The following is a 24,829-nucleotide window of genomic DNA, read 5'->3' as shown; positions in this document are numbered from 1 at the left end:
AAATGCACCATGTTAACCGCTTTCTTCATTTCCCTTGCTGTTGTTGCCCTGTCAGAAATGGGCGATAAAACACAATTACTTGCCTTACTGCTTGCTGCACGTTTTCGTAAACCCGTTCCGATCTTAATTGCAATTTTCCTCGCGACTGTGGTGAACCACGGGGTTTCTGCTGTGTTGGGTCAATGGATTACCACTGTTTTAAGTCCAACCGTTTTATTGTGGATCGTTTCTCTGGGCTTTATTGCTATGGCGGTGTGGATGTTGATCCCCGATCAATTGGATGATGAATCTGAAAGTATCAATAAATGGCAAAAATATGGGGTTTTTGGTGCCACTTTCGTGTTGTTCTTCTTGGCTGAGATTGGAGATAAAACCCAAATTGCTACAGTTGCACTGGCAGCACGATTTGACAGTATTGGCTGGGTGACATTGGGGACGACACTAGGCATCATGTTGGTTAATGCGCCTGCGGTATTTATTGGCAACAAACTAGCAGAAAAACTACCGATTTCACTGATTCATAAAATTGGCGCCTTGGTATTCTTGGTGATTGGTTTGGCTGCGTTGGCACAACACTATTTATTTTAAATACCAATCTCACCATATTAAAAAACACATGAAATCCTGAGTTAAAAACTCAGGATTATTTGCCAATAAATGAGACCCAATTTACTGATATTTCAGATAATATTGACTGAATATTTATTGTAAGTTTCCCTAAATAAATATATGTTATTCACCTATAGAATATATATTTTTTGATAAAAAATTTGGGGAATGGGAATGGCTTTCGAACGCACAACATCACAGGTACTTTATGATGATGGAAAGCATAAATGTATTAGCTTTACCAGTTTGGTAAAAGGCGAGGGCGTACAGGCGAACCAGTTCCTGATTTTGGATAATGAGCGCGCAGCAGTGCTTGATCCAGGTGGTGACTTGACCTATGTCCCACTGACTATGGAACTGAATAAATATACCCGTTTGACCAATCTTGACTATGTGATGGCCTCGCATCAGGACCCTGACATTATTACTTCGATGCCACGTTGGTTGGTTTATACCGACGCCAAAGTAGTGGCATCTAAACTGTGGGCGCGTTTCTTACCGCATTTAAACTCTGCATTTATGAGTGACCGTATGAAAGGCAACTGGCTAGATCGTCTGATCGAACTGCCAGATCATGGTCAGGTGATTCCATTAGGCAACAGCCATTTGGTGGCTGTTCCTGCACACTTCCTACATTCGGTTGGTAACTTCCAATTTTATGACCCGATTGCCAAAATTTTATTCTCAGGGGATATGGGCGCATCTATGGTGGATGATGCCTCTAAACCTTTAGAAAATTTTGCCGCTCATATTCCTAAAATGAAAGGCTTCCATCAGCGCTATATGTGTTCAAACAAAGTGATCCGTCTGTGGGTCAACATGGTACGGACGATGGATGTGGAAATGATCGTACCGCAGCACGGCACGCCATTTATTGGTAAAGAACAGATCAATCAATTCTTAGATTGGATCGAAACCTTGCAGTGTGGTGTCGATTTAATGGATGAAACAGTCTTTACTTGCCCAGTATAATGACTTGAAAATTCAGAAAAAATAATTGAGTTTGCAGATAACATTTTTTAATATTTTTCGTCCATAAAATAAGCTTTTAGATGACGAGAATAGATAAAAATGTTGTCTCAAATACCGACTCAGGATGCATGTTTAACCTGTGGAGCATGTTGTGCTCACTATCGCGTTTCTTTTTATTGGGCAGAAGGGCTAAATATGCCTGAACATTATACGGAACCTGTGACATCGGTGTATTCATGTATGGTGGGTACAAATCAGGCAAATCCACGTTGTATTGCTTTAGGTGGAGAAGTAGGCAAACAGGTGAGTTGTAACATGTATGAGGCACGTAGTTCATCTTGTAAAGAAGTTCAAATCGCCGATGAGCAATGTAATAAAGCACGCATCGCGCATCAAATGATTCCATTGCATGACGCTGAAAATGACGAAGATTTCGATCAAGTCAGTTAAGGCTTTAGTTCCAGAATAAATTTATTGAAATTAAGCGGTAGAGTCTTCGGATTCTGCCTGTATTGAACAAGTTGCTGACTAACCCTCAGTGTATTCTTGCTGAAAACAGCATATTCGATGGTTAATATTGAAAACTCCGTAAAGAATTGCCGCAATTAAAATGAAAATTGAACGGAAATTTGTATATAATGGCTCACGGAAATTACCAGCGAGACTGTTATGTTGACCATCGTTCAAGAAGCCCTAACCTTTGATGATGTCTTATTACTCCCTGCCTATTCTACTGTTCTCCCAAAAGATGTCTCTCTTAAGACACGTTTCACACGTGGCATCAATTTGAATATTCCACTTGTTTCTGCTGCAATGGATACTGTGACTGAATCACGTATGGCGATTGCAATGGCGCAAAACGGTGGTATCGGTATCCTGCATAAAAACATGGATATTGCTGCACAAGCTGCAGAAGTTCGCCGCGTGAAAAAATTTGAAGCAGGTATGGTGAAAGACCCAATTACCGTTACACCAGAAACGACTGTACGTGAGCTGATTGCTTTAACTCAAGCAAATAACATCAGCGGTGTACCAGTGGTGAAAGACGGTCAAGTGGTGGGTATTGTTACTGGTCGTGACACTCGTTTTGAAACCAATCTTGAGCAACCTGTTAGTAACATCATGACAGGTCATGATCGTTTGGTGACTGTTCGTGAAAACGAATCAAAAGAAAACATCCAAGCATTACTTCAAAAGCACCGTATTGAAAAAGTCCTTGTTGTAAATGACAACAACGAACTGAAAGGTTTAATCACGGTTACTGATTTCCGTAAAGCTGAAAACTATCCAAACAGTTGCAAAGATGACTTAGGTCGTTTACGCGTTGGTGCTGCAGTTGGTACAGGTGCAGAAACACCAAGCCGTGTAGAAGCATTGGTGGAAGCGGGTGTTGATGCGATTGTTGTTGATACAGCACATGGTCACTCTGCAGGTGTAATTGAACGTGTACGTTGGGTAAAAGCCAACTATCCACAAGTTCAAGTGATTGGCGGTAACATCGCGACTGGTGATGCAGCTCTTGCATTATTAGATGCTGGCGCAGATGCAGTGAAAGTGGGTATTGGCCCGGGTTCAATCTGTACTACACGTATTGTGGCTGGTATTGGTATGCCGCAAATCTCTGCGATTGACAGCGTTGCCAATGCACTAAAAGATCAAATTCCATTGATCGCAGACGGTGGTATCCGTTTCTCTGGTGATATGGCAAAAGCGATTGGTGCAGGCGCGAGTACCATCATGGTAGGTTCATTGATGGCGGGTACAGAAGAAGCACCGGGCGAAGTTGAATTCTTCCAAGGTCGTTACTACAAAGCCTATCGTGGTATGGGTTCATTGGGTGCGATGGCAGGTGCAACAGGTTCTGCTGACCGTTATTTCCAAGACTCAAAAGCAGGCGCTGAAAAACTTGTACCAGAAGGTATTGAAGGTCGCGTACCGTACAAAGGCCCAATGGGTAACATCGTTCATCAAATGATGGGTGGTTTACGTTCATCTATGGGTTATACCGGTTCTGCGGTGATCGATGACTTACGTAAAAATGCACAGTTTGTCAAAATTACTGCGGCAGGTATGTCTGAATCTCACGTACATGACGTGACTATTACTAAAGAAGCACCAAACTACCGTGTTGGTTGATATTTAGTAGCTTTTAGCCGAAAAGGCCGTCATTAATATGACGGCCTTTTTGTTTTTGGTGTAAAGTATTTGCAGTAAAAAGTGATGATTAAGATCACCATTAAGAAGTGAGTACAACATGAGTTATTTTGGTACAGATGGCATTCGTGGCAAATTCGGTGAATTGCCTATTACCCCTGAATTTGCATTAAAACTAGGATTTGCCGCAGGTAAAGTATTAAAACAATACAGTAAAAAAGCAAAGCCCATCGTTGTACTAGGTAAAGATACCCGATTATCGGGCTATATTTTAGAGTCAGCATTACAAGCCGGTTTAAACGCAGCAGGTGTTTATGTTCACTTGTTGGGTCCATTACCTACACCCGCAATTGCCCATTTAACCCGTGCATTACATGCCAGCTTAGGCATCGTGATCTCGGCGTCGCATAATCCGTATTTTGACAATGGTATTAAGTTTTTCTCGAGCGAAGGTAAAAAATTGCCGGATGAAATTCAAGAAGCCATTAACAAAGAACTTGAAAATGACTTGGTGATCGAAGACCCTGCAAACTTAGGTAAAAGTGTGCGTGTAAAAGATGCCAATGGTCGTTATATCGAGTTTTGTAAATCAACCTTCCCGTACCATTTTGACCTGACAGGCTTAAAAATTGTGGTGGACTGTGCCAATGGTGCAGCCTATAGCGTCGGCCCTTCGGTGTATCGTGAACTCGGTGCAAAAGTGATTGCGCTGTTTAACGAACCGGATGGTTTAAACATCAATAAAGACTGTGGTTCGACACATCCTGAGTTTTTACAAAAAGCAGTGGTTGAACATCAGGCAGATTTAGGGATCGCTTTTGATGGTGATGCCGACCGCGTGATTATGGTCGATAAAAACGGTCAGCAAATTACTGGTGACCATATTCTTTATATTTTAGCCACTCAAGCGAGTCAAAAACCTGCGGGTATCGTGGGTACCGTAATGAGCAATATGGCGCTTGAAATTGCTTTAGATCAAGCCAAAGTGCCGTTGCTTCGTGCCAAAGTTGGTGACCGCTATGTTCTACAAGGCCTAGAAGAAAAGGGCTGGGTAACGGGCGGTGAACCATCAGGTCATATCTTGACTTTGGACAAGAGCACCACAGGTGATGCGATCATTGCTTCACTTCAGGTGTTAACGGTGATGGTTGAGCAAGGTAAAGCTTTGCATGAATTGGTGGAAGGGTTTGAGTTATTACCAAATGTCTTGGTGAATGTTCGCTTGGCTGCGATGTTTGATCCCTACGCCGTACCTGCACTGGTGAGCGAGTTTGAAAAAGCTGAAGCTCAGCTTAAAGGGCGTGGTCGCATCTTGATTCGTAAATCAGGCACAGAGCCGGTCATTCGTGTCATGGTTGAAGGTAATGACCTTGAAGAAGTCACCGCATTGGCAAATCATTTGGCTGATGCTGTTCGTGCCAATGCAGCTTAAATCAAGAGGGGAAATTGCATGAATGATGTGATTAAGGACTTAAGTGAACTGCGTTTAACTTATCAAAAAGGTGAGTTGCATGAAGATCAGGTGAACCGTGATCCACATGAGCAGTTTTTATTATGGTTTAACCATGCCTTAGAAGCACAATTGCATGAACCCTATGCTATGTCTTTGGCGACGGCAAATGCCCAAGGTCGTCCGCACGTGCGGACGGTCTTGTTGCGCGGTGCGACCCATGCAGGTTATGACTTCTACACCAACTATGACAGTCAAAAAGGTAACGATCTGCTCAATAATCCTTATGCAGAGTTATTGTTTTATTGGCAAGAGCAGGAACGTCAAATTCGGGTCAGTGGTCGTGTGGAAAAGATATCTCTCGAAGAATCGACGGATTATTACCATAAACGACCGCGTGACAGCCAAATCGCAGCACACATTAGCACTCCACAAAGTGGTGTTATCGCCAGTCGTGAAGAATTACAACAGCGATTCCAAAATTTGCATGATCAAGTGGAAAGCAAAGACGTATTGGCGAAACCTGAGTTTTGGGGTGGCTATCGTTTAGTTCCGGATTATTATGAATTTTGGCAAGGCCGTCCGAATCGTTTACATGACCGCTTGAGTTATAAACTACAGGATGGTCAATGGGTTTTACAGCGACTGATGCCATAAATGTCTAAACTTTTAATTCAACAAAGACCCCATTTGACGCGCCCTGAAGATATTCAGGGCGTTGCCCCGTTTATTGCTGATTTATTGGCACGTCGCGGGGTTTCTTCCGCACAAGAGCTGGAATTGAAGCTTAAGCACTTACATGCGCCAAACTTAAAGGGTTTAGAGCAAGCGATTGAAATAATCGATCAAGCAATTGATACTCAAAAGAAAATCGTCATTGTTGGTGATTATGATGCCGACGGTGCGACCAGTACTGCATTGATGGTCTTGGCACTACGTGATATGGGCGCGGATGTTGAATATCTGGTTCCAGATCGTTTCAAATATGGTTATGGCCTGACACCCGCCATTGCTGATTTGGCCTTCGTGAGCTTTACACCAGATGTGCTGATTACGGTCGATAATGGTATTTCGAGCCATGCTGGTGTAGCACAGGCACAGGCGCATGGTATGCAGGTGATCATTACCGACCATCACCTGACCACAAAGGAAACACCACAAGCAGAAGCGGTGGTAAATCCCAATCAATTGGGATGTGAATTTCCAAGTAAAGCCTTGGCTGGCGTAGGTGTTGCATTTTATGTGTTGGCAAATTTGGCCAGTATGCGCAAAAAAAATGCTAAATCCACAGCCAACCTCAGCCAATATTTGGACTTGGTGGCTTTAGGCACTTATGCCGATGTTGCAAGTCTAGATCTGAATAATCGGATTTTGATCGATGCTGGTTTGAAGCGGATACAGCAAGGATTATGTCGTCCAGGGATCAGTGCATTATTGGATATCGCCGGTCGTGATCCTGCACAGTTAAAAGCACAGGACTTGGGCTTTGTAGTTGGCCCACGACTCAATGCAGCTGGGCGTATGGAGACTATGGATATTGGGATTGAGTGTCTGATTGCGGCAGATTTAAGTACGGCTTATCCGATTGCGCAGCAGTTGAATCAACTCAATATTGAAAGACGCCAAGTCGAAGGGCAGATTAAACAGGAAGCTCTGGCTGAGTTAGAACATATTCAGCTTGATCAGGATAACTTACCTGCAGCCTTGATCATGTTTGAACAGCATTGGCATCAAGGGGTGATTGGGATTGTTGCAGGGCGTTTGAAAGAACAATTCCATAGACCTGCAATCGTCTTTGCCGCAGATGAGGATGGCGTACATATTAAAGGCTCTGCGCGTTCTATCGAAGGTATTCATATTCGAGACAGTATTGAGCGTATTGCTGAATTACATCCGCATTTAGTGAGTCATTTTGGTGGACATGCTGCCGCAGCAGGACTAACCATTCAAAAGCAGCATTTTTCTGAATTTAAAACCGCTTTTGAAGCACTCATCGCTGAGCAAGATGAAAGTTTATTTCAGGCGACTATTTGGACAGATGGTGAATTGCCTGATTCGGCCATTAATGTCGAAACCGTGGATCTTCTGCAAAATTTAAGTCCATGGGGACAAAAATTTCCTGCACCGGTCTATGAAGGTCTATTTAAAGTCTTAGATTATCGTTGGTTGAAAGATGTGCATCTGAAATTAAAACTTGCTTTAGATAATGGCTTAATAGTGGACGCAATTGCATTTAATGCGGCAGAAAAGTATGAATTTAATCCTATGCAAGATCAAATTCGCTTGGTCTATGAACTCGATAAAAATGAATTTAGAGGAAATGTCAGTGTTCAATTGAGAGTTTTACACTTGGCTTAATAAATTCTATTTTTACAGACAAATAAAAAAACCGCTCAGAAGAGCGGTTTTTTTATGGTTTTGACTTCAATGGATTAGAAGCGGTATTTCGCTGCTACACCAAATGAATTGTAGTCATTGTTGCCAACTTCACCGAAACCAACACGACCTTCAAGGCTCACTTGTTGGTTAAAGAATTTACGTGCATTGATCCCAACTTCGTTACGATCAGTGACATCGTTGTTGTAGTAGTCAGCACCAACACTGAATGTTTTGTCAATGAAGTAATCCGCTGCTAGATTGAATTCATCTAGATCACCGAATGCTGCACCCGCTTCAAGGTTGATGTCTTTACCATTGCTTAAAGTTGTTACGTATTTAGCACGTAAAGTTGGATCTACACCATCATCATCATCGTTATCCCAACCTTTCACACCAACTGCAACTAAGAAGCCTGGTGCTGGAAGATAACCGACTTCAGCGCCGTAGTAGGTTGTATCGTTGTCTACTGTGCCAAATGGAGTGTCAACTTCGACATTATTACGGCTTACATCACCAGATACATAGAAATCTGAGTTTGGTACGAAGTATTCGATACCAACGCCATAAGTATTGTCGTCAACATCGCCACGGTCAGCGAAAGTTGCATGTGCATTTACGTTACTTGCACGGTTTAAGAATGCAGCTTCTGCAAGAGGAGCGTTACGAGTTTGAACAGGGTTGAAGTAATAAGTACCGTTTACACCAAATTCACTGCCAGAGCTTCCATTATCTGGGTCGATGTAACCAGCTGAAGCGCCCACTTCTGCTTGATAAGCATGAGCTGTACCTGTAATAGCAAGTGCAGAAAGAAGTGCTGAAGCAATTGCGAGTTTTTTCATGGAAACTACCCCTCTAAATTGTTTGGCTAAATTTAATACATTTTTTGTTACAAGTTTTAGTCTAGAGAAATTTTAAAGATGGTCAATCGCTGCAAAGTTGCAGAACTGTGTATTTGGTAATTTTATGTAATTTTAATAATTTAAGATGTTGAAAAATATACAATTATTATTAATGTTTTGTTTTATTAAAACTGTGTAGATAATATGAATTTGTAGATTATTTGGTCAATAACTGGACTTTTTTTAAAGTAAATATTACATCCAAAAGAAAAAAGCACCTCAAATTTGAGGTGCTTTTTTTAATGTAAATTCTAATTCAAACGAAATTAGAAACGGAAAGTTGCATTGATGTTGAACGCTTGAACGTCATCACCAAAACCAACTTGACCACCGATTGCTAGGTTCGGGTTAAGGAAGTATTTTGAACGAATAGCGAAGTAATCCGTGTCTTCATTACCATCATCAACGATGTTATAAGCTGCACCCACGCTAAAAGCTTGGTCGAAGTAATAGTCTGCACCAATTGTTGCAGAATCAACGTCGCCAAAAGCACCATCTGCTTCAAGGTTGATGTATTGACCATTGTTCAAAGGCGCAACATATTTTGCTTTTACAGCAAAACGGTTATCGTCATCACCATCTTCAATTTTAGCGCCGTCAACACCAGCAGCTAAAAGTAAATTAGAAACAGGTAAGAAACCAACCAATGCACGGTAAGTTGTTATATCATAGTCGTCTTTATAAGAACCTGACCAACTAGGGAATTTATAATTTTCTTGGTATTTAACTCGAGAAGTACCAATTTCACCATTTACATAAAATTGTTGATAGTAGTATTCGATACCAGCCGAAATCGAATGTGTATCTTGTTCATCTTTGCCTGAACCAAATTCTGAAATAGACTCATCAAATGCAATATAATCAACGCTTTCTTTACGATTAAAAGCATATTGCGCATAGACGTTGCTGTTATGTCCAAGGAATGCGGCTTCATTTAACGGACCATTACCAGTTTTTACTGACTCAAAGTACAATGTACCTTTTACATCAACAGAATGATCTGAATCTGTATAGTCATCATCCCAATCAGTATATGTATAGCCACCATCAATTTGCGCATCATAAGCAAAAGTTGATGAAGTGATAACAGCTAACCCTAGTGCAAGTAATGTCTTTTTCATAAAACCCTCGAAACATTATTGTTGTAAATAAAATGTAATAAATAGTAACGCGAGCGTATTGTTCATATTATGTGCATTGAAGTCAATGATTTGGATGATCAATCTGGCTGAATCTGTGCAAATTCTCTGTGATATAATAGGCGGCTATTTAAGCCAAATTTTTTGATTGAGAGTAATTCACGTGGAAATTAATCCGTATCTATTACAGCTAAAAGACTTAAACGACCGTGGTCAAACATTACGGGGGTATCTTTGACTACGATCTGAAAAAAGAGCGTTTAGAAGAGGTTCTACGTGAGCTGGAAGACCCAGCAATTTGGAATGATCAAAGCCGTGCACAAGCAATGGCAAAAGAAAAAGGTGAACTCGAAAACGTCATTAACGTGCTCGAAGGGCTTTCAACTCAACTAGAAGATGCCCAAGCGATGTTGGATCTTGCGGTTGAAGCAGAAGAAGAAAGCTTACTTGCGGATGTGCAAGCAGAGTTAACTTCAGCGGAAGCAGAACTTGCGAAATTAGAATTCCGTCGTATGTTCAGTAATCCGATGGACCCGAACCCATGCTATGTCGAAATCCAAGCAGGTTCTGGTGGTACTGAAGCACAGGATTGGGCATCCATGTTACTGCGTATGTATCTACGTTGGATTGAACGTCATGGCTTTAAAGCAGAAGTCATGGAAGAGTCTGATGGTGATGTGGCAGGGATCAAGTCTGCAACGATCCGTGTAGAAGGTGAGTATGCATATGGTTGGTTACGTACAGAATCTGGCGTACATCGTTTAGTCCGTAAGTCACCTTTTGACTCAGGTAATCGTCGCCATACTTCTTTCTCAGCGGTTTTTGTATCGCCTGAAATTGATGACAATATTGAAATTGAAATCAATCCTGCTGATGTTCGTACTGATACCTATCGTGCATCTGGTGCGGGTGGTCAGCACATTAACAAAACAGACTCTGCGGTACGTTTAACTCACGCTCCAACAGGGATTGTGGTGGCATGTCAGAACCAACGTTCACAGCACGCCAACCGTGACCATGCATGGAAACAGTTACGTGCAAAATTGTACGAACTTGAAATGCAAAAACGTAATGATGCGGCACAAGCGTTGGAAGACACCAAGTCAGATATCGGTTGGGGCAGTCAAATTCGCTCATACGTTTTAGATGACTCGCGTATTAAAGACTTACGTACCAGTGTGGAAAGTTCAAACACCGGCGCAGTACTTGATGGTGATTTAGATAAGTTTATTGAAGCCAGCCTCAAACAAGGTTTGTAATTTAAATTTATATAGAAAACAAAGTTCTATCTGTTCTTGATCAATATATCTAAAAAAATCGATATAAAAATCGAAAAAATACGATATAGTGTATTCAAGATGCTGAATAGAACTTTGTTGTCCAAATTTTTATTTAATTAAACCCGTTTAAATTATGGATATTGATTTAATTTTTAAAGCACTTGCCAATCCGACTCGACGTCAAATCTTGGAATGGTTAAAAACACCTGAACAATTTTTGTCAGAAGAACAATGTGGCGGCTTTAATCGTGGTGTATGCGCTGGCAATATCGAAAAACTCGGTAATGTTTCGCAGTCTACGATGTCTAATCATTTGTCTGTGTTACAACAGGCGGGCTTAATTCAAGCCGAGAAATATGGTCAATGGTCGTATTTTTCACGCAATGAAGAACTCATTCAGCAATATATTGATTATCTGCAGAACTCACTTTAAATCATTTTTCGCATTTGAAGTGTCAGGCGAGACATATATGGCTGAACTTAATACTCCTCTCATTTTGGGTGATTTACACCTCAAAAATCGCGTTGTAATGGCGCCACTAACCCGTAGTCGTGCAACCATTGACCGTGTTCCAACGCCGATGATGGCTGAATATTATGCACAGCGCGCAAGTGCTGGATTAATCATTTCAGAAGCAACAGTCATTTCAGAAGCAGCTAATGGCTATTTGCAGACGCCGGGTTTATTTACCGATGCTCAAGTTCAGGGCTGGAAATTGGTGACCCAAGCCGTACATGAACAGCAAGGTTTAATTGTGGCACAATTGTGGCATGTCGGACGTGTCTCACATCCCGATCTTTTGAATGGTGATACACCAGTTTCTGCCAGTGCGGTACAACAGGCGGGTTATGTCAGTCTGCTTCGCCCAAAACGCGAATATGTCGTGCCACGTCCATTAGAGATTGCAGAAATCAAAAGCATTGTAGAACAATACAAACAGTCTTCGATCAAAGCCAAAGAAGCCGGCTTTGATGGTGTGGAATTGCATGCGGCCAATGGTTATTTGATCGATCAATTCCTACAAAGCAAAACCAATTTACGTGAAGATGAGTATGGTGGTTCTGTCGAAAACCGCGCACGTTTATTGCTTGAAGTGGTGGATGCGCTGATTGAAGTGTGGGGGGCAGGTCGTGTAGGTGTGCATCTTGCGCCGCGTGGTGATGAACACGACATGGGCGATCATGATCCACGTGAAACCTTTGGCTATGCTTTAGAGCAGTTGGGGCAGAGGAAGATTGCATTTTTCTTTACCCGTGAATATCTAGCGGATGACAGTATCAGTGATTATCTGAAACAGCGCTCAAATGGTGTGCCATATATTGCCAATATGCGTTTAAGCCGTGAAGATGCTGTAGATTTATTGGCCTCAGGTAAAGCCGATGCAGTGTCTTTTGGTAAAGCCTATATTGCCAATCCAGATTTGTTTGAACGTTTAATGGCGAATGCTGCACTGAATGAATTGCAGTTGGAAAATATGATTGGAACAGATGTTGCCGAAGGCTATATTGATTATCCAAGCATGAAAAATAAATTTGGTTCAGGTCGTTCAACCTATTAATCGACACTTGAATACGCATTATCCATTAACATGTGGATAATGCTCTGATATATTCTGCCGATTCAAACCGTTTTTGAGCGTAATAATTTGACTACTCCTTTTTGGTATAACGCAGCTTTGGCACTGATTAAGCCGCTATATCAATGGCGCCTCAAAAAACGTGCTGAAGATCTCCAACTATATCAGCAAGAGTGTCTTGAGCGCTTTGGGCCATTTCAGCCGGTTAAAAACCGCAATGCAATTTGGTTTCATGTGGTTTCCGTAGGAGAAACCAACGCTGCACAGCCGCTGATTGAACATTATCTCAAAGCAGGTCATCCGGTCTTAGTCACCAATACCACCAAAACCGGACAAGCGCGTGCGAAACAATTATTTTTAAAAGCACCGTATGAATCACTGTTTCAGGCCGTGTATTTGCCGGCAGATCAAAAAAAATTAGTCCGTCGTTTTATCGAAAAATATCAACCGAAAATGTTGGCTCTGGTCGAAACTGAACTCTGGCCAAATTTGATGATTGAAGCCGATCAGGCCAACGTTCCGTGTTTATTGATTAATGCCAGATTATCTGAAAAATCTGCGAAGGGTTATGGCAAAGTCCCGAGTTTGACGCAGCCGATGCTAAAGAGTTTGAAACAATTATTGGCGCAAGATCAGGCAACTTTAGCGCGATTTATTGAGTTGGGTGCAAACCCGCATACCAGTCAGGTCGTGGGAAGTATCAAATTTGATATTCATGCGCCCGATAGCTTTGTGCAACAAGCAGCGCAGTTACGAAAAGATTGGGCTTTGCAAGGGCGTAAAATCATCACCATTGCCAGTACGCATGCACCCGAAGAACAAAAACTGCTCGCGGCACTGCAGCCGATTTTGCAACAACAGCCTGAGGTGTTATGTATCGTCGTACCACGTCATCCTGAACGCTTTGATGACGTTTTTGTAGAAGCGCAAAAACTAAATTTAAATACCCAGCGCCGCAGCCTTAATCAGACCATTTTGCCTGATACACAAGTGTATTTAGCAGATAGTATGGGTGAATTATGGCTTTGGCTGGCACTGAGTCAGGCGTGCTTTGTCGGCGGGTCTTTAAATGAACCTGGTGGTGGGCATAATATTTTGGAGCCCATTACGTTACATGTCCCGACAGTATTAGGTCAGCATTATTTTAATTTTCAAACCATTGTGGATGAATTTGTAGCGGCCCATGCGGTTGTGGTTGTGCGGGATTTCGAGCAGGCGGCCAGTGCATTGGTTGACATCATTCAAAATACTGCGAAAGCTCAGGCTTTAAATGATGCAGCTCAGCTGATTATGCAAAAGAATACTGGGTCGCTGCAAAAGCATATTCAGGTGATTGATCAGTACCTTTAAGTTTTAATTTTGCGATACATTAATTTTTATTAAGCAAGTTTTATCACGGCCTTATTTTATGGTGATCGTTGAACATCCTATTCGTAGGCATAATCTACTTTTAAAGGATTAAAAGTAGCAAAAATCCTCTGTACGCTGAAGGTACTTCCTGTACCTCAGCGCACAGGCGACATCCATGTCGCCTGTCCTCAATGACATATGCTTTGCGTGAATTGATATGGTTATTTATGAACATCGTCTTGCTTGATCCTCGTCAAACTGAATCTGAACTTTGGAGTATTAGCGCCAAACGTCAAATTGAGCATTTAAAAAACCATGTGAATATACAGGTGGGCGATACACTCAAAGTCGGGATTCGGGAAGGAAAACGCTATTTAACCCAAATCGTCAGTATCAGTGATGAGCGCATTCAACTTAAACCCTTACAAGAAGAAGAAGTACCTGCAAAGCATCCGGTGACTTTAATTGTGGCAATGCCTCGTCCGAAAGTGTTGCGCCGTCTGATCATGGATGCAGTCACTTTAGGTGTAGAAAAAATCATTCTGCTGCACAGTTATCGCGTGGATAAAAGCTATTGGCAGACACCATTTTTACAGCAGCTCGATCACTATGTGACGTTGGGTTTGGAGCAGGCAGGTGACACCATTGCGCCCAAAATTGAATTGTATAAACGCTTTAAACCCTTTGTGGAGGATGTTTTGCCGAGCATGATCTCCTCGGCCTATCCGGCTTATGTGGCGCACCCTTATGTCGAAGATGTGATGCCTGCAGGGATTCAACATGGATGTACGATCATTATTGGGCCTGAAGGTGGATTTATCCCTTATGAGGTCGATTTGCTCATAAAAAACGGTTGCCAAGCAGTCAGCTTAGGCAACCGAATTATCCGGACAGAAACTGTGATTCCGTACGTTTTAGGGCGATTATTTAGCTGTTGACGCTTCTGTCTCAGCTTGATCACCACGGTAAACTTTCACTTCCTGTACAGGGTACGGAATTGAAATACCATTTTGATTAAATGCTTGGATAACGTGTTCTTGCACTTCACTAATTGAGTTCGCAGTGGTGGTTTCTGTGGTATCTACCCACCAACGGACATTCAGATTGACTGAGAAATCAGCCAAAGCATTTACGTTTACGGTAAACGCAGGTTGGCTCAAGATGGTTGGGTCTTTGTCCAAAATAGCCAAAACAATATTTTTAGCTTTCTGAATGTCATCTTCATAACCAATACCAACAACAAATTCACAACGACGACGTTGATAAGCGGTATTCACCGTTACCGCACTGGTGTAAACCGTCGCGTTTGGAATCACGATACGACGACCATCTGGAGAACGTAGGAAGGTTGCACGGATCTGAATATCTTCAACCGTACCTTCCATGCCTGACACAATAATGTCATCACCGATTTTGAACGGTTCACCGAGGAGAATCAAAATACCTGACAGTAAGTTCTGGAAAATATCTTTAAACGCGAAACCGATTGCGACCGAACCAATCCCTAATGCACTCATGAGCTGACCCGGTGTGAAACCTGGGATCGCAATGACCATTGCAATTAGGAAACCGAAGAACATAATGGCTGAGCTACCCACACGGTTCAGGACCAAAACTAGATTTTGTTTTGAGTAAGAACGGTCAGTGAGCGCTTTACGAACAAAGAATCTAAAGAGTTTAGACAGTAGATAGAAGATCGTAAAAACAATTAATGCGATACAAATATATGGCAGGCGTTCCCAAAATCCATCGACAAATTTATCGATCGTTGAGTATGCGTCATTATATTTAGAGGTATGTTCCAGCACGGTTTGTGCCGTTTTTTCTGTTGCCTCTTGCAAAAGTTGAGTCGTGCCTTGAGTGACATCACTCAAGGCATTTTCTTTTTCAGCCACGAGTTTTCCAAATGTTCCGGTTTTTCGCTATTTTGCCTGAAATTAGTGGCGAAAATAACCCTCATTTACAGGCTTGCGAACAGATGTATCAAAATTCAGACAGGCTCAGATTCGGTCAGTGGCTTAGAAATATTCAGTACCTTGTTGAATGATTTCTGTCGGCGATTCAATTTCACCGCTACCCATCATATACGAGGTGATGCTACCTGTAGCCAAGAGCGACAAGACACTGATTAAAATCATCAACCATGCCAGAATTTTTTCCCAAACGGCAGCAGGGCGTGGCGCGCCGTATTGATTTACGGTCGGTGTGCCTGAGGCCAATAATAAATACAGGATAAAGAATAGATTGATCACGGGGATAAATAAAAGCAGTAGCAACCAACCGGCTTTATTGAGGTCATGCAGTCGACGGACGACAAAGACACAATAGAAATAGATATAGAGAATAATAATTGCCAAATAGGCGAGGCCAGATACCCCGGTGAATATGCCAACAAATTGCTCATTTAACGCCATGGTATTGATGTTAAAAATACCCACGGCAAGGCTTAAAGCGATTATGGCAAAAAAGCTGATGATATTGAGAAAGCCATACCAACCAATCATGCTCAGTCGACCAAAACGTCCATCAGGTTTCAGGGGATTATCCGATGTAGTGGTCGTCTGACGGGAAAAGAAAGAAGAGTCATTGGTGTTCATGATCGGATCAACTCAACGTATATGAAAGAATGAAAAAGCGGAGTGCTGAGTAAAATTACCTTTGCAGTATAGGTTTAATTGAACTGGTCAGATACTGAATTAAAACATGTTTTTGTTGAAATTTTGCTTATAGATGTGCTTTAAATGGGAAAGAATAATACGACCAAAGCATGATTGCTGCGATTAAAAATTAATCGTCATACTGCTGTGATGCAGGAATTATAAAAGTAGAAATGTGGCATGGCATCTCGTGATGAGATGAATCAGATCAAGGAAAATACAATATGAAAGAGATCTATCCAGTACCTGAAAGTTTCAAAAAAACCGCACGCATCAACGAGTCGGAGTACTTTGAGCGTTATCAAAAATCGATTGAACAACCAGATGAGTTTTGGGCGGAGCAAGCGCAAAAGATCGATTGGATCAAACCGTTTACCCAAGTTAAAAATACAAATTTTAAGCAAGATGATTTTAAGATCGAGTGGTTTGCTGACGGTGAATTGAATGTCAGTGCTAACTGTCTCGATCGACATTTAAAAGAACATCCACATAAACCGGCCATTATTTGGGAAGGTGATCATCCTTCACGGCATAAAATTATTTCTTTTGAAGAACTGCATGATGAAACTTGCCGTTTTGCCAATGTGTTAAAAAAACATGGCGTGGGCAAAGGCGACCGTGTGGTGTTGTATATGCCAATGGTGCCCGAAGCGGCAATTGCGATGTTGGCCTGTACCCGAATTGGTGCAGTACATTGCGTGGTTTTTGGCGGTTTCTCACCAGACTCATTGGCAAGTCGTATCGATGACAGTCAGGCGAAAGTCGTGATTACTGCGGATTGTGGGATGCGTGGTGGTAAGCCGATTCCACTCAAAGAAAATGTCGATCTTGCACTCGACATCGAAGGCACATCTTCGGTTCAAAATGTCATTGTGGTGCACCGTACAGGTAACCCGATCGAAATGAAAGCGGATCGTGATTTGTGGTATCACATGGAAATCATGTCAGTTAATGATATTTGTCCACCTGAACCCATGAATGCCGAAGACCCGCTATTTATTTTGTATACATCAGGTTCAACAGGAAAACCGAAAGGTGTATTGCATACCACAGGCGGCTATTTAACCTATGTGAATTGTACTTTCCGTGAAGTTTTTGACTTAAAACAAGATGATGTGTTTTGGTGTACTGCCGATGTTGGTTGGATTACGGGACATTCTTATGTGTTGTATGGGCCATTGTCGAATGGAACCACGACCGTGATGTTTGAAGGGGTGCCGCAATATCCAAGTTGGGCACGTACGGGACATATTGTCGATAAGCACAATGTCACTATTTTATATACGGCACCGACTGCAATTCGCGCCATGATGCGAGAAGGGGATGCCTTTGTCCGAGAAAGTGATCGCAGTAGTCTGCGTTTACTAGGTTCGGTGGGTGAACCGATTAACCCAGAGGCATGGAATTGGTACTACACCGTGGTAGGTGAAAGTCGCTGTCCAGTGGTGGATACATGGTGGCAAACAGAGACGGGTGGTTTCATGATTACGCCATTGCCGGGAGCAACCGATTTAAAACCGGGTTCGGCGACGCGCCCATTCTTTGGTGTTCAACCTGCGATTGTCGATGCTGAAGGCAATGAGCTTGAAGGTGCCGTAGAAGGCAATTTGGTGATTAAGGATTCTTGGCCGGGACAAATGCGAACCATTTGGGGTGATCCTGAGCGCTTTATTGAAGCCTATTTCTCCACTTATCCGGGGACGTATTTTACAGGTGATGGCGCACGTCGTGATGAGTCTGGCTACTATTGGATTACGGGCCGTGTGGATGACGTCTTGAACGTTTCAGGGCATCGATTGGGAACGGCTGAAATTGAAAGTGCATTGGTTGCACATGATGCTGTGGCAGAGTCTGCAGTGGTGGGTATGCCGCATGATATTAAAGGGCAAGGGATTTGCGCCTTTGTGACCTTACAAGCAGGGACAGCTGAGTCGGATGAGTTACGTCAGGAACTGGTGGCTTGGGTACGCAAAGTCCTTGGACCAGTGGCAACGCCAGATGCATTACATTGGGCGCCGGCCTTACCGAAAACCCGTTCTGGTAAAATCATGCGCCGTATTTTAAGAAAAATTGCGGCCAATGAATTGGACTCTTTAGGTGATACTTCGACCTTGGCAGAACCTCAAGTGGTTGAACATTTGATTGCTACGGTTTATCCGAAGTCATAAGAACAATTTGAGCGTCAGTGATCACGTTCTGATGAAAGTTCACTATGGCTTATATGAAGGATTATTAAAGCAATAATGAACGTCCTTTCTCCTATATAAAGTTGATTAGGATGAAGGGACGTTCATGATGCATTTTATCCATCCTAAATACGACGTATAAAATGATCAAATTATAAGTCGCCTGAATCTTGGTGACTTAGATTTCATGAGATATAGATTTTACAGATATAGACTGCAGGCATTGAGATAAGCTGAATGCCTCTACTTTGTTAAGCTAAAACTGTAACAGAATAATCAGACAGACATATGAATGCTTCAACTCCATTGACTCAAGATCCGATCGATATTGCCCAAAAACTGGCGGCAGAATTTGCCACGACGGCTGCTCAGCGTGATAAGCAGGGGGGAAATCCCAAAGCTGAACGTGATTTGATTCGTCAAAGTGGTTTACTTGCATTGTCCATTGGAAAACAATACGGTGGACAGGGTGCAGATTGGCAGACGATTTTTAAAACCATTCAAACCATTGCTCAAGTGGATAGCTCATTGGCGCATGTTTATGGTTTTCATCATTTATTGATTGCAACCGTGCAGTTGTTCGCGCAGCCCGAGCAATATGGCCCGTGGTTTGAACAGACTGCACGTGAGCATATATTTTGGGGCAACACCCTAAACCCTTTAGACCGCCGTACTACAGCGACGCAACTGTCTGAACATGAATATGTGTTTCATGGCGATAAAAGTTTTTGTTCGGGTTCCATGGATTCAGACATTTTGCTGTGTTCTGGCTTCAATGAAGATGGAAAATTATTGATCGGGGTGATTCCTACAGCACGTGAAGGCGTCAGTTTTCTCGGCGATTGGGACAATATGGGACAACGTCAAACCGACAGTGGAAGTAGCCATTTTGAACAGGTAAAAATTTCCAAAGATGAATTACTACTGAACCCAGGCCCATTAAGTACACCTTATTCGAGTTTACGCCCTTTGATTGCACAGTTGATCTTTGTACATATGTTCTTGGGGGTAGCCGAAGGGGCTTTTGAAACAGCAAAACAGACGGTTCAAAACCAAAAAGCATGGTCAAAATCATTGGTTGAAAATGCAGTGAATGACCCATTTATTCAAAAGCATTTTGCTGAGTTTTATGTGCAATTAGAAAGTGTACGTTTATTGGCAGATAAAGCGGTTCAGCGTTTGCAATGGGCTTGGGAGATTGGTGAAGCTTTAACGGCGGAACAACGTGGAGAAGTTTCTATTGCGATTGCAACAGCCAAAATCGCAGCCACCAATAGCTCGCTATACATTACGCAAAATATTTTCCAAGTGATGGGCGCACGTGCCACAACTGCCAAACTAAATTTAGATCGCTTCTGGCGCAATGTACGTACCCAAACCTTACACGATCCGATTGATTATAAATATCAGGAGGTCGGTGAATGGGTGCTCACAGCGAAAGTGCCAGATCCAAGTTTTTATTCTTAAACGTATATTGCACATGAGCCAATAAAAAGCCTCCGTTTTGGAGGCTTTTTTGCAATGTGCTGTCAGTCGATTTAACGCTGATGAATATTTTCTAAGGTATCAACTAAGGTTCGCGTTGTTTGATCAATCTCATAATTCACGGCATCACCGACTTGGACATCTTTCCATGTAGTGAGGCGCAGTGTTTCAGGAATAAGATCGATTGAAATTTCACTGCTGGCACGATCAACACGGTTCACAGTCAAACTACAACCATTGAGCCCAATAAAACCTTTGAGAAAGAAATATTTAATATTGCCTGCCGGAATGTGAATATCGAGATGAAAGGTTTCCCCGCGATGCTCTAAGTTTTTGATCGTGGCTGTGCCTTCGATATGACCATACAGATTATGACCACCATTTTCTGCCCCAACTTTGGCTGAGCGTTCGACATTGACCTCATCACCGGCCTTGAGTGCTTTTAATGTGGTGAGTTGATTGGTCAAATCAGAGACATCAAAATGCACTTGGTTGGCTGCCAAATCAATATGTGTAGCCGTTAAACACACGCCATTAATCGCCACACTTGCCCCGATAAAGACATCATGAAAAAAATTCTGATGATTTGAAATCACCAAGGTTGTGAAGCCATTACCTTGACGAATCTCTAAGACTTTTTCTAAACCTTGCACGATGCCTGTATACATGGGAGCGTCTCTAAAATGATTTGCGTTTTCTGTATTGTAGGGACAAAACGAACGCTCGGCTATGCCTTAGAGTGACCATTTCAGTACAGCATTTTGATCTGTCGCAGTTCGATTTTGGCAATGGCCTACAATGCTCGGAATGTTTCAATTGCCGCTAGGCGAGACTGTTTTAAGTCAACGATCGGCTGAGGGTAGTTCAATTCCAATTGAGGATTTTTGGCAAAGGGTTGGTGAATTTGCTTTGCATCCAAATCTGCCAGCTCAGGTAGCCATTGACGTAGATAATCTCCGTTCGGATCAAATTTCTGAGATTGGCTGATCGGGTTAAAAATCCGAAAATAAGGTACAGCATCTGTACCCGTCGAGGCGCACCATTGCCAACCGCCATTATTGGCCGCTAAGTCGCCATCGACAAGGTGCTGCATAAACCATTGCTCCCCCAACCGCCAATCGATCAGTAGGTTCTTACTAAGGAACATGGCACAAATCATCCGCACCCGATTATGCATCCAACCCGTAGCCAGTAGTTGACGCATCCCTGCATCGACGATCGGAATGCCCGTTTGGCCGTATTGCCACGCAGCAAAGTCTTGTGGTGCATGGCGCCATTTTATTTTTAAGGTTTTGGTTTGAAACGGCTGGTGCTGAGAAACTTGCGGGTAGTCAAATAAAATGTGCTGGTAAAATTCACGCCAAAGCAGCTCATCGAGCCAAGTTTGTTGTCCTCTGTGGTCGATCTGGAAATAGCCGCCTTGTTCACGAAACAGGGCTTGCAGACATTGGCGAATAGACAAGATGCCCAAGTTTAAATACATGCCAATTCGACTGGTTCCATTGAGCGCAGGAAAGTCCCGATCATCAGCATAACGATGCAGATGTTGTTCAATAAATTCATCTAAGCACTGTATTGCGTGATCTTCTCCAATCGGCCAAAGCTCGATTTGAGTAGCTAACAGCGATGTGGGATAAAAAGGACGTAAATCAAATTGATTTTGCCACAGCGGATGCGGTTCGAGAGCCGCTTGGGCTTCAATAGTGGGATAACAAGTAGGCAGACTGATACTCAATTTTTCGTAGCAATTTTTCTTAAATGCACTGAAAACTTGATAAGGATGTCCAGATTGATTGCGAATACTGCCAACAGGAAACAGGGTGCGGTCATGGTACAGCTCAACAGAGATCTGCTGCTGTTCTAATAACTGTTGTACTTCGCGATCTCGTTTAAGTTCATTCACACCATGTTCAATATGTGCATGAACAGTGTGTATATTGAGCTGAGTACATAAGGTTAATAGCTCAGTGGCGATGTCTGACCAATGGGGAATATGCTGAATAATCAGTGGAATATTTAGTTCAGCCAATTGCTGTCGCAAAAGTTCCAGTTGGGCAAGATAGCGATGGATTTTAATGGGGGCATCATCATGCCTTGCCCATTGTTCAGGAGAAAGCGCAATAAAGGCAATCGTTGGACCAGACTGTGTCGCCTGCCACAGTGCGCTATGGTCATGTCGTCTTAAATCTTGTCGAAACCAAACCAGTTGCATGTTTATTGCCTCTTGTTTTGTTGGAAATATCACAGGAATTACGGGGTGTCTATTGGTGATAAAATCATCTAAAAAATATCGATTTTTATAAAAAACCATATAATATCTATGGTTTAAGTTAACCGATTGCGCACAATCCTGTCAGCTTAAGCGTACAAGCAACGAAGTTTTTAGACGCTATGCGTGCTTTTAAATTTTACCTAAGATGAACTTATACAGGAACAGGACGTTCCGGAACATAAAACAATAACAAAGTGTTCACCATCAGGACTGTGAAGCAAGACAGGAGTCATGCTTAAGTATCCATATAGAAAAAGCCCGACAGGATGTCGGGCTTTTTCTTTGTCTACAGGTCAGCTCATTTTCTAGAATCAGAGCATGTCTTTAAATGGTACTCGAGATAAAAAATCCCCTAAGCCGAGCCTTAGGGGAGGAAAGTGAAGTGAGCCGATTGTGATTATTATGCTGATTACATGAGCTGTGACTCCATCAACAATTATGCTGATTTAGCCTGCACAACTTGCTGCTGTTGAGCTTCCAGTTCACGAACCAGTGGCAACACTTTTTCGCCAAAGTATTCCACTTCTTCAATGAAGTGGAGAAAACCTGAGAGAACCAAATCGACACCTACACTTTTGAGTTCCACAATGCGTTCGGCAATTTGTTGTGGCGTGCCAATCAGATTGGTTTTAAAGCCGTCGTTATATTGAACCAAATCTTCAAAAGTAGATTTTGCCCAGTTACCTTCGCCTTCTTTTGTGGATGCACCTGCTTCACGAGTTGCATCGCCAAAGGCATTGACCGCTTCAGTATTGGCATTGTCGATAATAGCTTGAAGCACCGCTTGGGCTTCTTCCTCAGTATCTCGGGCAATGATGAAGGCATTCACCCCGATTTTGACCTGATGGTTATTGGCCTTGGCTTTTTCACGAATATCATCGATCTGCTTTTTCAACTCAGCAGGGGTATTGCCGTTGGTGAAGTACCAATCGGAAACACGTGATGCCATGTCACGTGCTGCACGTGAACTGCCACCTTGGAAGATTTCAATATGCGGTTTTTGCACCGGTTTCGGAGATAGAGTGTAGTCTTTAAATTGATAGTATTTACCATCAAAACTAAAGTTATCCTGCGTCCAAACACCTTTTAGGCTACGAATGAACTCTTCAGAGCGCGCATAGCGTTGATCATGCTCGGGCCATTCTTCACCAATCGCATCAAACTCACCACGGAACCAGCCACTCACGACATTAATCGCAATACGGCCATTGGTAAGATGATCGATGGTCGACAATTGTTTCGCAGCCAGAGCCGGTTTCCAAGGGCCGGGTAAAATCGCTGCAATGACTTTGAGCTTTTCAGTTTTGGCCAAAATACCATGACTGAAGCTAACTGATTCGTGTTGATTTTCCGCGTTATAGCCTGCGGTAAAACGAATTTGAGTCAGCGCATAATCAAAGCCACTTTTTTCTGCAGCTTGTGCCAAACGCACGTTATAGTCATAGCTCCAATCGGTACGCTGTTCAATATTACTGACCACCAAACCACCACTGACGTTTGGTACCCAATACGCAAATGTAATGTTTTTTTCTTGTACTGACATTTTGCAAACCCTCGGGATCGAATTGTTATGCTGTGGTGTTTAGGCCACTTGCGTTTTTGGCTTTTTACTATGCAGTCGAGCTTCAGCAGCATCCAAACTTGGAACGGCTGCAGAAGGAAGGACTTCTTCTTGCTCGATTTGCTTATTAATGCCCAAGTTTTGGTTGGCTTGTTGAGACTTGGCTTTCACCACTTCAGCACGCTGACCTTTGGCTGGAGCCCATTCCAAAATCGGCAGCGCACGTGCTACAGCTAAAGTAATGCGGTCACGGAGTAATTCACTATGAATGGTGTATTCAGGGGTGAAATCACGATCTGTTGCATAGACCCCAATCGGTAATGTTTGCGCTTGAAAGAAACTGAACAATGGACGCAGTTGATGTTCAAGCACTAAGGCATGGCGTTCAGAACCACCCGAAGCTGCAAGCAAGACAGGAACATCGACCAATGCAGTTTGTTCGACAAAGTCAAAGAAGTGTTTAAACAGACCTGTAAATGAAGCACGGTAAACTGGCGTTCCAACAATCAGTGCATCAGCAGCTTCAACGGCAGCAAGGTCATCTTGTACACGTTGTGGCAATTGGTTACGGTAAATCGCACCACCTAATAAATTGCCAATTTCGCTAAACTTAATAAAATGCACATTGATTGGAGTCGCATCACCGAGCTCATCAACAATAGCTTGTACCAAAGCTTCAGTTTTAGATGGATTGTTTAGACCACCTGACACAGCAACAATATTCAGGGGTTTTTGTAGATTAACTTGAGACATTTTTTAAACCTAAAAGTGTGGTTTCTCGGAATGCCTTTTATTAATCCCGATGGGGTGGATCACTGTAAAATAACGAAAATCAGAAAAGTTATCTGATTTTTAGATA

General features: G+C 42.6%; 22 protein-coding genes. 14 read left to right on the top strand and 8 right to left on the bottom strand.

The genetic code is table 11. The annotated features are described in order from the left end of the window. The first annotated feature begins 9 nt into the window (after positions 1–9). The 7 genes from FTV50_RS12625 to recJ all read left to right on the top strand — a co-directional run bounded on the left by FTV50_RS12625 (position 10) and on the right by recJ (position 7,543). Complete coding sequence (locus FTV50_RS12625; RefSeq protein WP_078190565.1) at positions 10–588, top strand: TMEM165/GDT1 family protein; 579 nt, start codon at positions 10–12, stop codon at positions 586–588. Positions 589–783: 195 nt separating this feature from the next. Continuing rightward, positions 784–1,581, top strand: coding sequence for an MBL fold metallo-hydrolase (locus FTV50_RS12620; RefSeq protein ID WP_078190564.1), 798 nt, complete (start codon positions 784–786; stop codon positions 1,579–1,581). Between the two features lie 99 nt (positions 1,582–1,680). Then, on the top strand, positions 1,681–2,031 hold the full coding sequence (locus FTV50_RS12615; protein WP_180024617.1) for a YkgJ family cysteine cluster protein: 351 nt from the start codon (positions 1,681–1,683) through the stop codon (positions 2,029–2,031). Between the two features lie 219 nt (positions 2,032–2,250). Next, positions 2,251–3,717: an IMP dehydrogenase gene (guaB, locus tag FTV50_RS12610; RefSeq protein WP_078190562.1), complete on the top strand. Its 1,467-nt coding sequence runs from the start codon at positions 2,251–2,253 to the stop codon at positions 3,715–3,717. A 118-nt stretch (positions 3,718–3,835) separates the two neighbouring features. Beyond that, entirely contained in the window at positions 3,836–5,167 is a 1,332-nt protein-coding gene (gene glmM / locus FTV50_RS12605; protein ID WP_111884469.1) for a phosphoglucosamine mutase, read from the top strand. Positions 5,168–5,185: 18 nt separating this feature from the next. Next, complete coding sequence (pdxH, locus tag FTV50_RS12600; protein WP_180024616.1) at positions 5,186–5,842, top strand: pyridoxamine 5'-phosphate oxidase; 657 nt, start codon at positions 5,186–5,188, stop codon at positions 5,840–5,842. Then, the gene (recJ, locus tag FTV50_RS12595) at positions 5,843–7,543 is read left to right on the top strand and encodes a single-stranded-DNA-specific exonuclease RecJ (protein ID WP_180024615.1); all 1,701 of its coding nucleotides are present in this window, start codon (positions 5,843–5,845) and stop codon (positions 7,541–7,543) included. Positions 7,544–7,617: 74 nt separating this feature from the next. On the opposite strand, the gene FTV50_RS12590 is transcribed toward recJ, so the two are convergent. Both FTV50_RS12590 and FTV50_RS12585 read right to left on the bottom strand, forming a co-directional pair. Further along, positions 7,618–8,403, bottom strand: coding sequence for a putative porin (locus tag FTV50_RS12590; protein WP_180024614.1), 786 nt, complete (start codon positions 8,401–8,403; stop codon positions 7,618–7,620). A 326-nt stretch (positions 8,404–8,729) separates the two neighbouring features. Next, complete coding sequence (locus FTV50_RS12585; RefSeq protein WP_180024613.1) at positions 8,730–9,584, bottom strand: putative porin; 855 nt, start codon at positions 9,582–9,584, stop codon at positions 8,730–8,732. A 181-nt stretch (positions 9,585–9,765) separates the two neighbouring features. Between FTV50_RS12585 and prfB the strand changes: the two genes are divergently transcribed. The 5 genes from prfB to FTV50_RS12560 all read left to right on the top strand — a co-directional run bounded on the left by prfB (position 9,766) and on the right by FTV50_RS12560 (position 14,747). Beyond that, positions 9,766–10,861 (top strand): peptide chain release factor 2 gene (prfB, locus tag FTV50_RS12580; RefSeq protein ID WP_111884474.1). Its coding sequence is split into 2 segments (ribosomal slippage): positions 9,766–9,837 and positions 9,839–10,861, totalling 1,095 coding nucleotides; the frame shifts between segments, so codons are not numbered across the junction. Between the two features lie 154 nt (positions 10,862–11,015). Further along, positions 11,016–11,315: a helix-turn-helix transcriptional regulator gene (locus tag FTV50_RS12575; RefSeq protein ID WP_078190555.1), complete on the top strand. Its 300-nt coding sequence runs from the start codon at positions 11,016–11,018 to the stop codon at positions 11,313–11,315. Positions 11,316–11,352: 37 nt separating this feature from the next. Next, positions 11,353–12,441 (top strand): alkene reductase, encoded by a 1,089-nt coding sequence (locus FTV50_RS12570; protein ID WP_180024612.1) that lies wholly within the window; start codon positions 11,353–11,355, stop codon positions 12,439–12,441. Between the two features lie 87 nt (positions 12,442–12,528). Further along, positions 12,529–13,809: a 3-deoxy-D-manno-octulosonic acid transferase gene (locus FTV50_RS12565; protein WP_180024611.1), complete on the top strand. Its 1,281-nt coding sequence runs from the start codon at positions 12,529–12,531 to the stop codon at positions 13,807–13,809. A 227-nt stretch (positions 13,810–14,036) separates the two neighbouring features. After that, the gene (locus tag FTV50_RS12560; protein ID WP_180024610.1) at positions 14,037–14,747 is read left to right on the top strand and encodes a 16S rRNA (uracil(1498)-N(3))-methyltransferase; all 711 of its coding nucleotides are present in this window, start codon (positions 14,037–14,039) and stop codon (positions 14,745–14,747) included. Here the strand turns inward: FTV50_RS12560 and FTV50_RS12555 are convergent. Continuing rightward, entirely contained in the window at positions 14,733–15,704 is a 972-nt protein-coding gene (locus FTV50_RS12555; RefSeq protein WP_078193200.1) for a mechanosensitive ion channel family protein, read from the bottom strand. The genes FTV50_RS12560 and FTV50_RS12555 overlap by 15 nt on opposite strands. A 123-nt stretch (positions 15,705–15,827) precedes the next feature. Next, positions 15,828–16,406, bottom strand: coding sequence for a DUF805 domain-containing protein (locus FTV50_RS12550; protein WP_078193199.1), 579 nt, complete (start codon positions 16,404–16,406; stop codon positions 15,828–15,830). 284 nt (positions 16,407–16,690) lie between these two features. On the opposite strand from FTV50_RS12550, the gene acs reads away from it, so the two are divergent. Both acs and FTV50_RS12540 read left to right on the top strand, forming a co-directional pair. After that, positions 16,691–18,634: an acetate--CoA ligase gene (gene acs / locus FTV50_RS12545; RefSeq protein WP_180024609.1), complete on the top strand. Its 1,944-nt coding sequence runs from the start codon at positions 16,691–16,693 to the stop codon at positions 18,632–18,634. A gap of 306 nt (positions 18,635–18,940) precedes the next feature. After that, the gene (locus FTV50_RS12540; RefSeq protein WP_180024608.1) at positions 18,941–20,119 is read left to right on the top strand and encodes an acyl-CoA dehydrogenase family protein; all 1,179 of its coding nucleotides are present in this window, start codon (positions 18,941–18,943) and stop codon (positions 20,117–20,119) included. A gap of 71 nt (positions 20,120–20,190) precedes the next feature. Here the strand turns inward: FTV50_RS12540 and FTV50_RS12535 are convergent, their stop codons facing one another. The 4 genes from FTV50_RS12535 to msuE all read right to left on the bottom strand — a co-directional run bounded on the left by FTV50_RS12535 (position 20,191) and on the right by msuE (position 24,723). Continuing rightward, on the bottom strand, positions 20,191–20,805 hold the full coding sequence (locus FTV50_RS12535; RefSeq protein ID WP_180024607.1) for a riboflavin synthase subunit alpha: 615 nt from the start codon (positions 20,803–20,805) through the stop codon (positions 20,191–20,193). A 125-nt stretch (positions 20,806–20,930) separates the two neighbouring features. Then, positions 20,931–22,349, bottom strand: coding sequence for a deoxyribodipyrimidine photo-lyase (locus FTV50_RS12530; RefSeq protein ID WP_180024606.1), 1,419 nt, complete (start codon positions 22,347–22,349; stop codon positions 20,931–20,933). A 496-nt stretch (positions 22,350–22,845) separates the two neighbouring features. Further along, positions 22,846–23,952: a dimethylsulfone monooxygenase SfnG gene (sfnG, locus tag FTV50_RS12525; protein ID WP_180024605.1), complete on the bottom strand. Its 1,107-nt coding sequence runs from the start codon at positions 23,950–23,952 to the stop codon at positions 22,846–22,848. 39 nt (positions 23,953–23,991) lie between these two features. Beyond that, on the bottom strand, positions 23,992–24,723 hold the full coding sequence (gene msuE, locus FTV50_RS12520; RefSeq protein ID WP_078190544.1) for an FMN reductase: 732 nt from the start codon (positions 24,721–24,723) through the stop codon (positions 23,992–23,994). Positions 24,724–24,829: the final 106 nt, after the last annotated feature.

It is taken from the genome of Acinetobacter sp. YH1901134, from assembly GCF_013416965.1.
Classification (GTDB): Bacteria; Pseudomonadota; Gammaproteobacteria; order Pseudomonadales; family Moraxellaceae; genus Acinetobacter; species Acinetobacter amyesii.
The sequence above is the reverse complement of the archived record's forward strand: the minus strand, read 5'-3'. Positions and strand labels throughout refer to the sequence as shown.

Excerpts from the sequence above, each read along its gene's own strand:
- msuE (WP_078190544.1), bottom strand. The coding sequence starts at position 24,723 with ATGTCTCAAGTTAATCTACAAAAACCCCTGAATATTGTTGCTGTGTCA.
- FTV50_RS12575 (WP_078190555.1), top strand. The coding sequence starts at position 11,016 with ATGGATATTGATTTAATTTTTAAAGCACTTGCCAATCCGACTCGACGT.
- FTV50_RS12625 (WP_078190565.1), top strand. The coding sequence starts at position 10 with ATGTTAACCGCTTTCTTCATTTCCCTTGCTGTTGTTGCCCTGTCAGAA.
- pdxH (WP_180024616.1), top strand. The coding sequence starts at position 5,186 with ATGAATGATGTGATTAAGGACTTAAGTGAACTGCGTTTAACTTATCAA.
- FTV50_RS12550 (WP_078193199.1), bottom strand. The coding sequence starts at position 16,406 with ATGAACACCAATGACTCTTCTTTCTTTTCCCGTCAGACGACCACTACA.
- FTV50_RS12615 (WP_180024617.1), top strand. The coding sequence starts at position 1,681 with ATGTTGTCTCAAATACCGACTCAGGATGCATGTTTAACCTGTGGAGCA.
- FTV50_RS12535 (WP_180024607.1), bottom strand. The coding sequence starts at position 20,805 with ATGTATACAGGCATCGTGCAAGGTTTAGAAAAAGTCTTAGAGATTCGT.
- FTV50_RS12590 (WP_180024614.1), bottom strand. The coding sequence starts at position 8,403 with ATGAAAAAACTCGCAATTGCTTCAGCACTTCTTTCTGCACTTGCTATT.
- sfnG (WP_180024605.1), bottom strand. The coding sequence starts at position 23,952 with ATGTCAGTACAAGAAAAAAACATTACATTTGCGTATTGGGTACCAAAC.
- FTV50_RS12570 (WP_180024612.1), top strand. The coding sequence starts at position 11,353 with ATGGCTGAACTTAATACTCCTCTCATTTTGGGTGATTTACACCTCAAA.
- guaB (WP_078190562.1), top strand. The coding sequence starts at position 2,251 with ATGTTGACCATCGTTCAAGAAGCCCTAACCTTTGATGATGTCTTATTA.
- FTV50_RS12620 (WP_078190564.1), top strand. The coding sequence starts at position 784 with ATGGCTTTCGAACGCACAACATCACAGGTACTTTATGATGATGGAAAG.
- recJ (WP_180024615.1), top strand. The coding sequence starts at position 5,843 with ATGTCTAAACTTTTAATTCAACAAAGACCCCATTTGACGCGCCCTGAA.
- FTV50_RS12540 (WP_180024608.1), top strand. The coding sequence starts at position 18,941 with ATGAATGCTTCAACTCCATTGACTCAAGATCCGATCGATATTGCCCAA.
- FTV50_RS12530 (WP_180024606.1), bottom strand. The coding sequence starts at position 22,349 with ATGCAACTGGTTTGGTTTCGACAAGATTTAAGACGACATGACCATAGC.
- FTV50_RS12560 (WP_180024610.1), top strand. The coding sequence starts at position 14,037 with ATGAACATCGTCTTGCTTGATCCTCGTCAAACTGAATCTGAACTTTGG.
- acs (WP_180024609.1), top strand. The coding sequence starts at position 16,691 with ATGAAAGAGATCTATCCAGTACCTGAAAGTTTCAAAAAAACCGCACGC.
- glmM (WP_111884469.1), top strand. The coding sequence starts at position 3,836 with ATGAGTTATTTTGGTACAGATGGCATTCGTGGCAAATTCGGTGAATTG.
- FTV50_RS12585 (WP_180024613.1), bottom strand. The coding sequence starts at position 9,584 with ATGAAAAAGACATTACTTGCACTAGGGTTAGCTGTTATCACTTCATCA.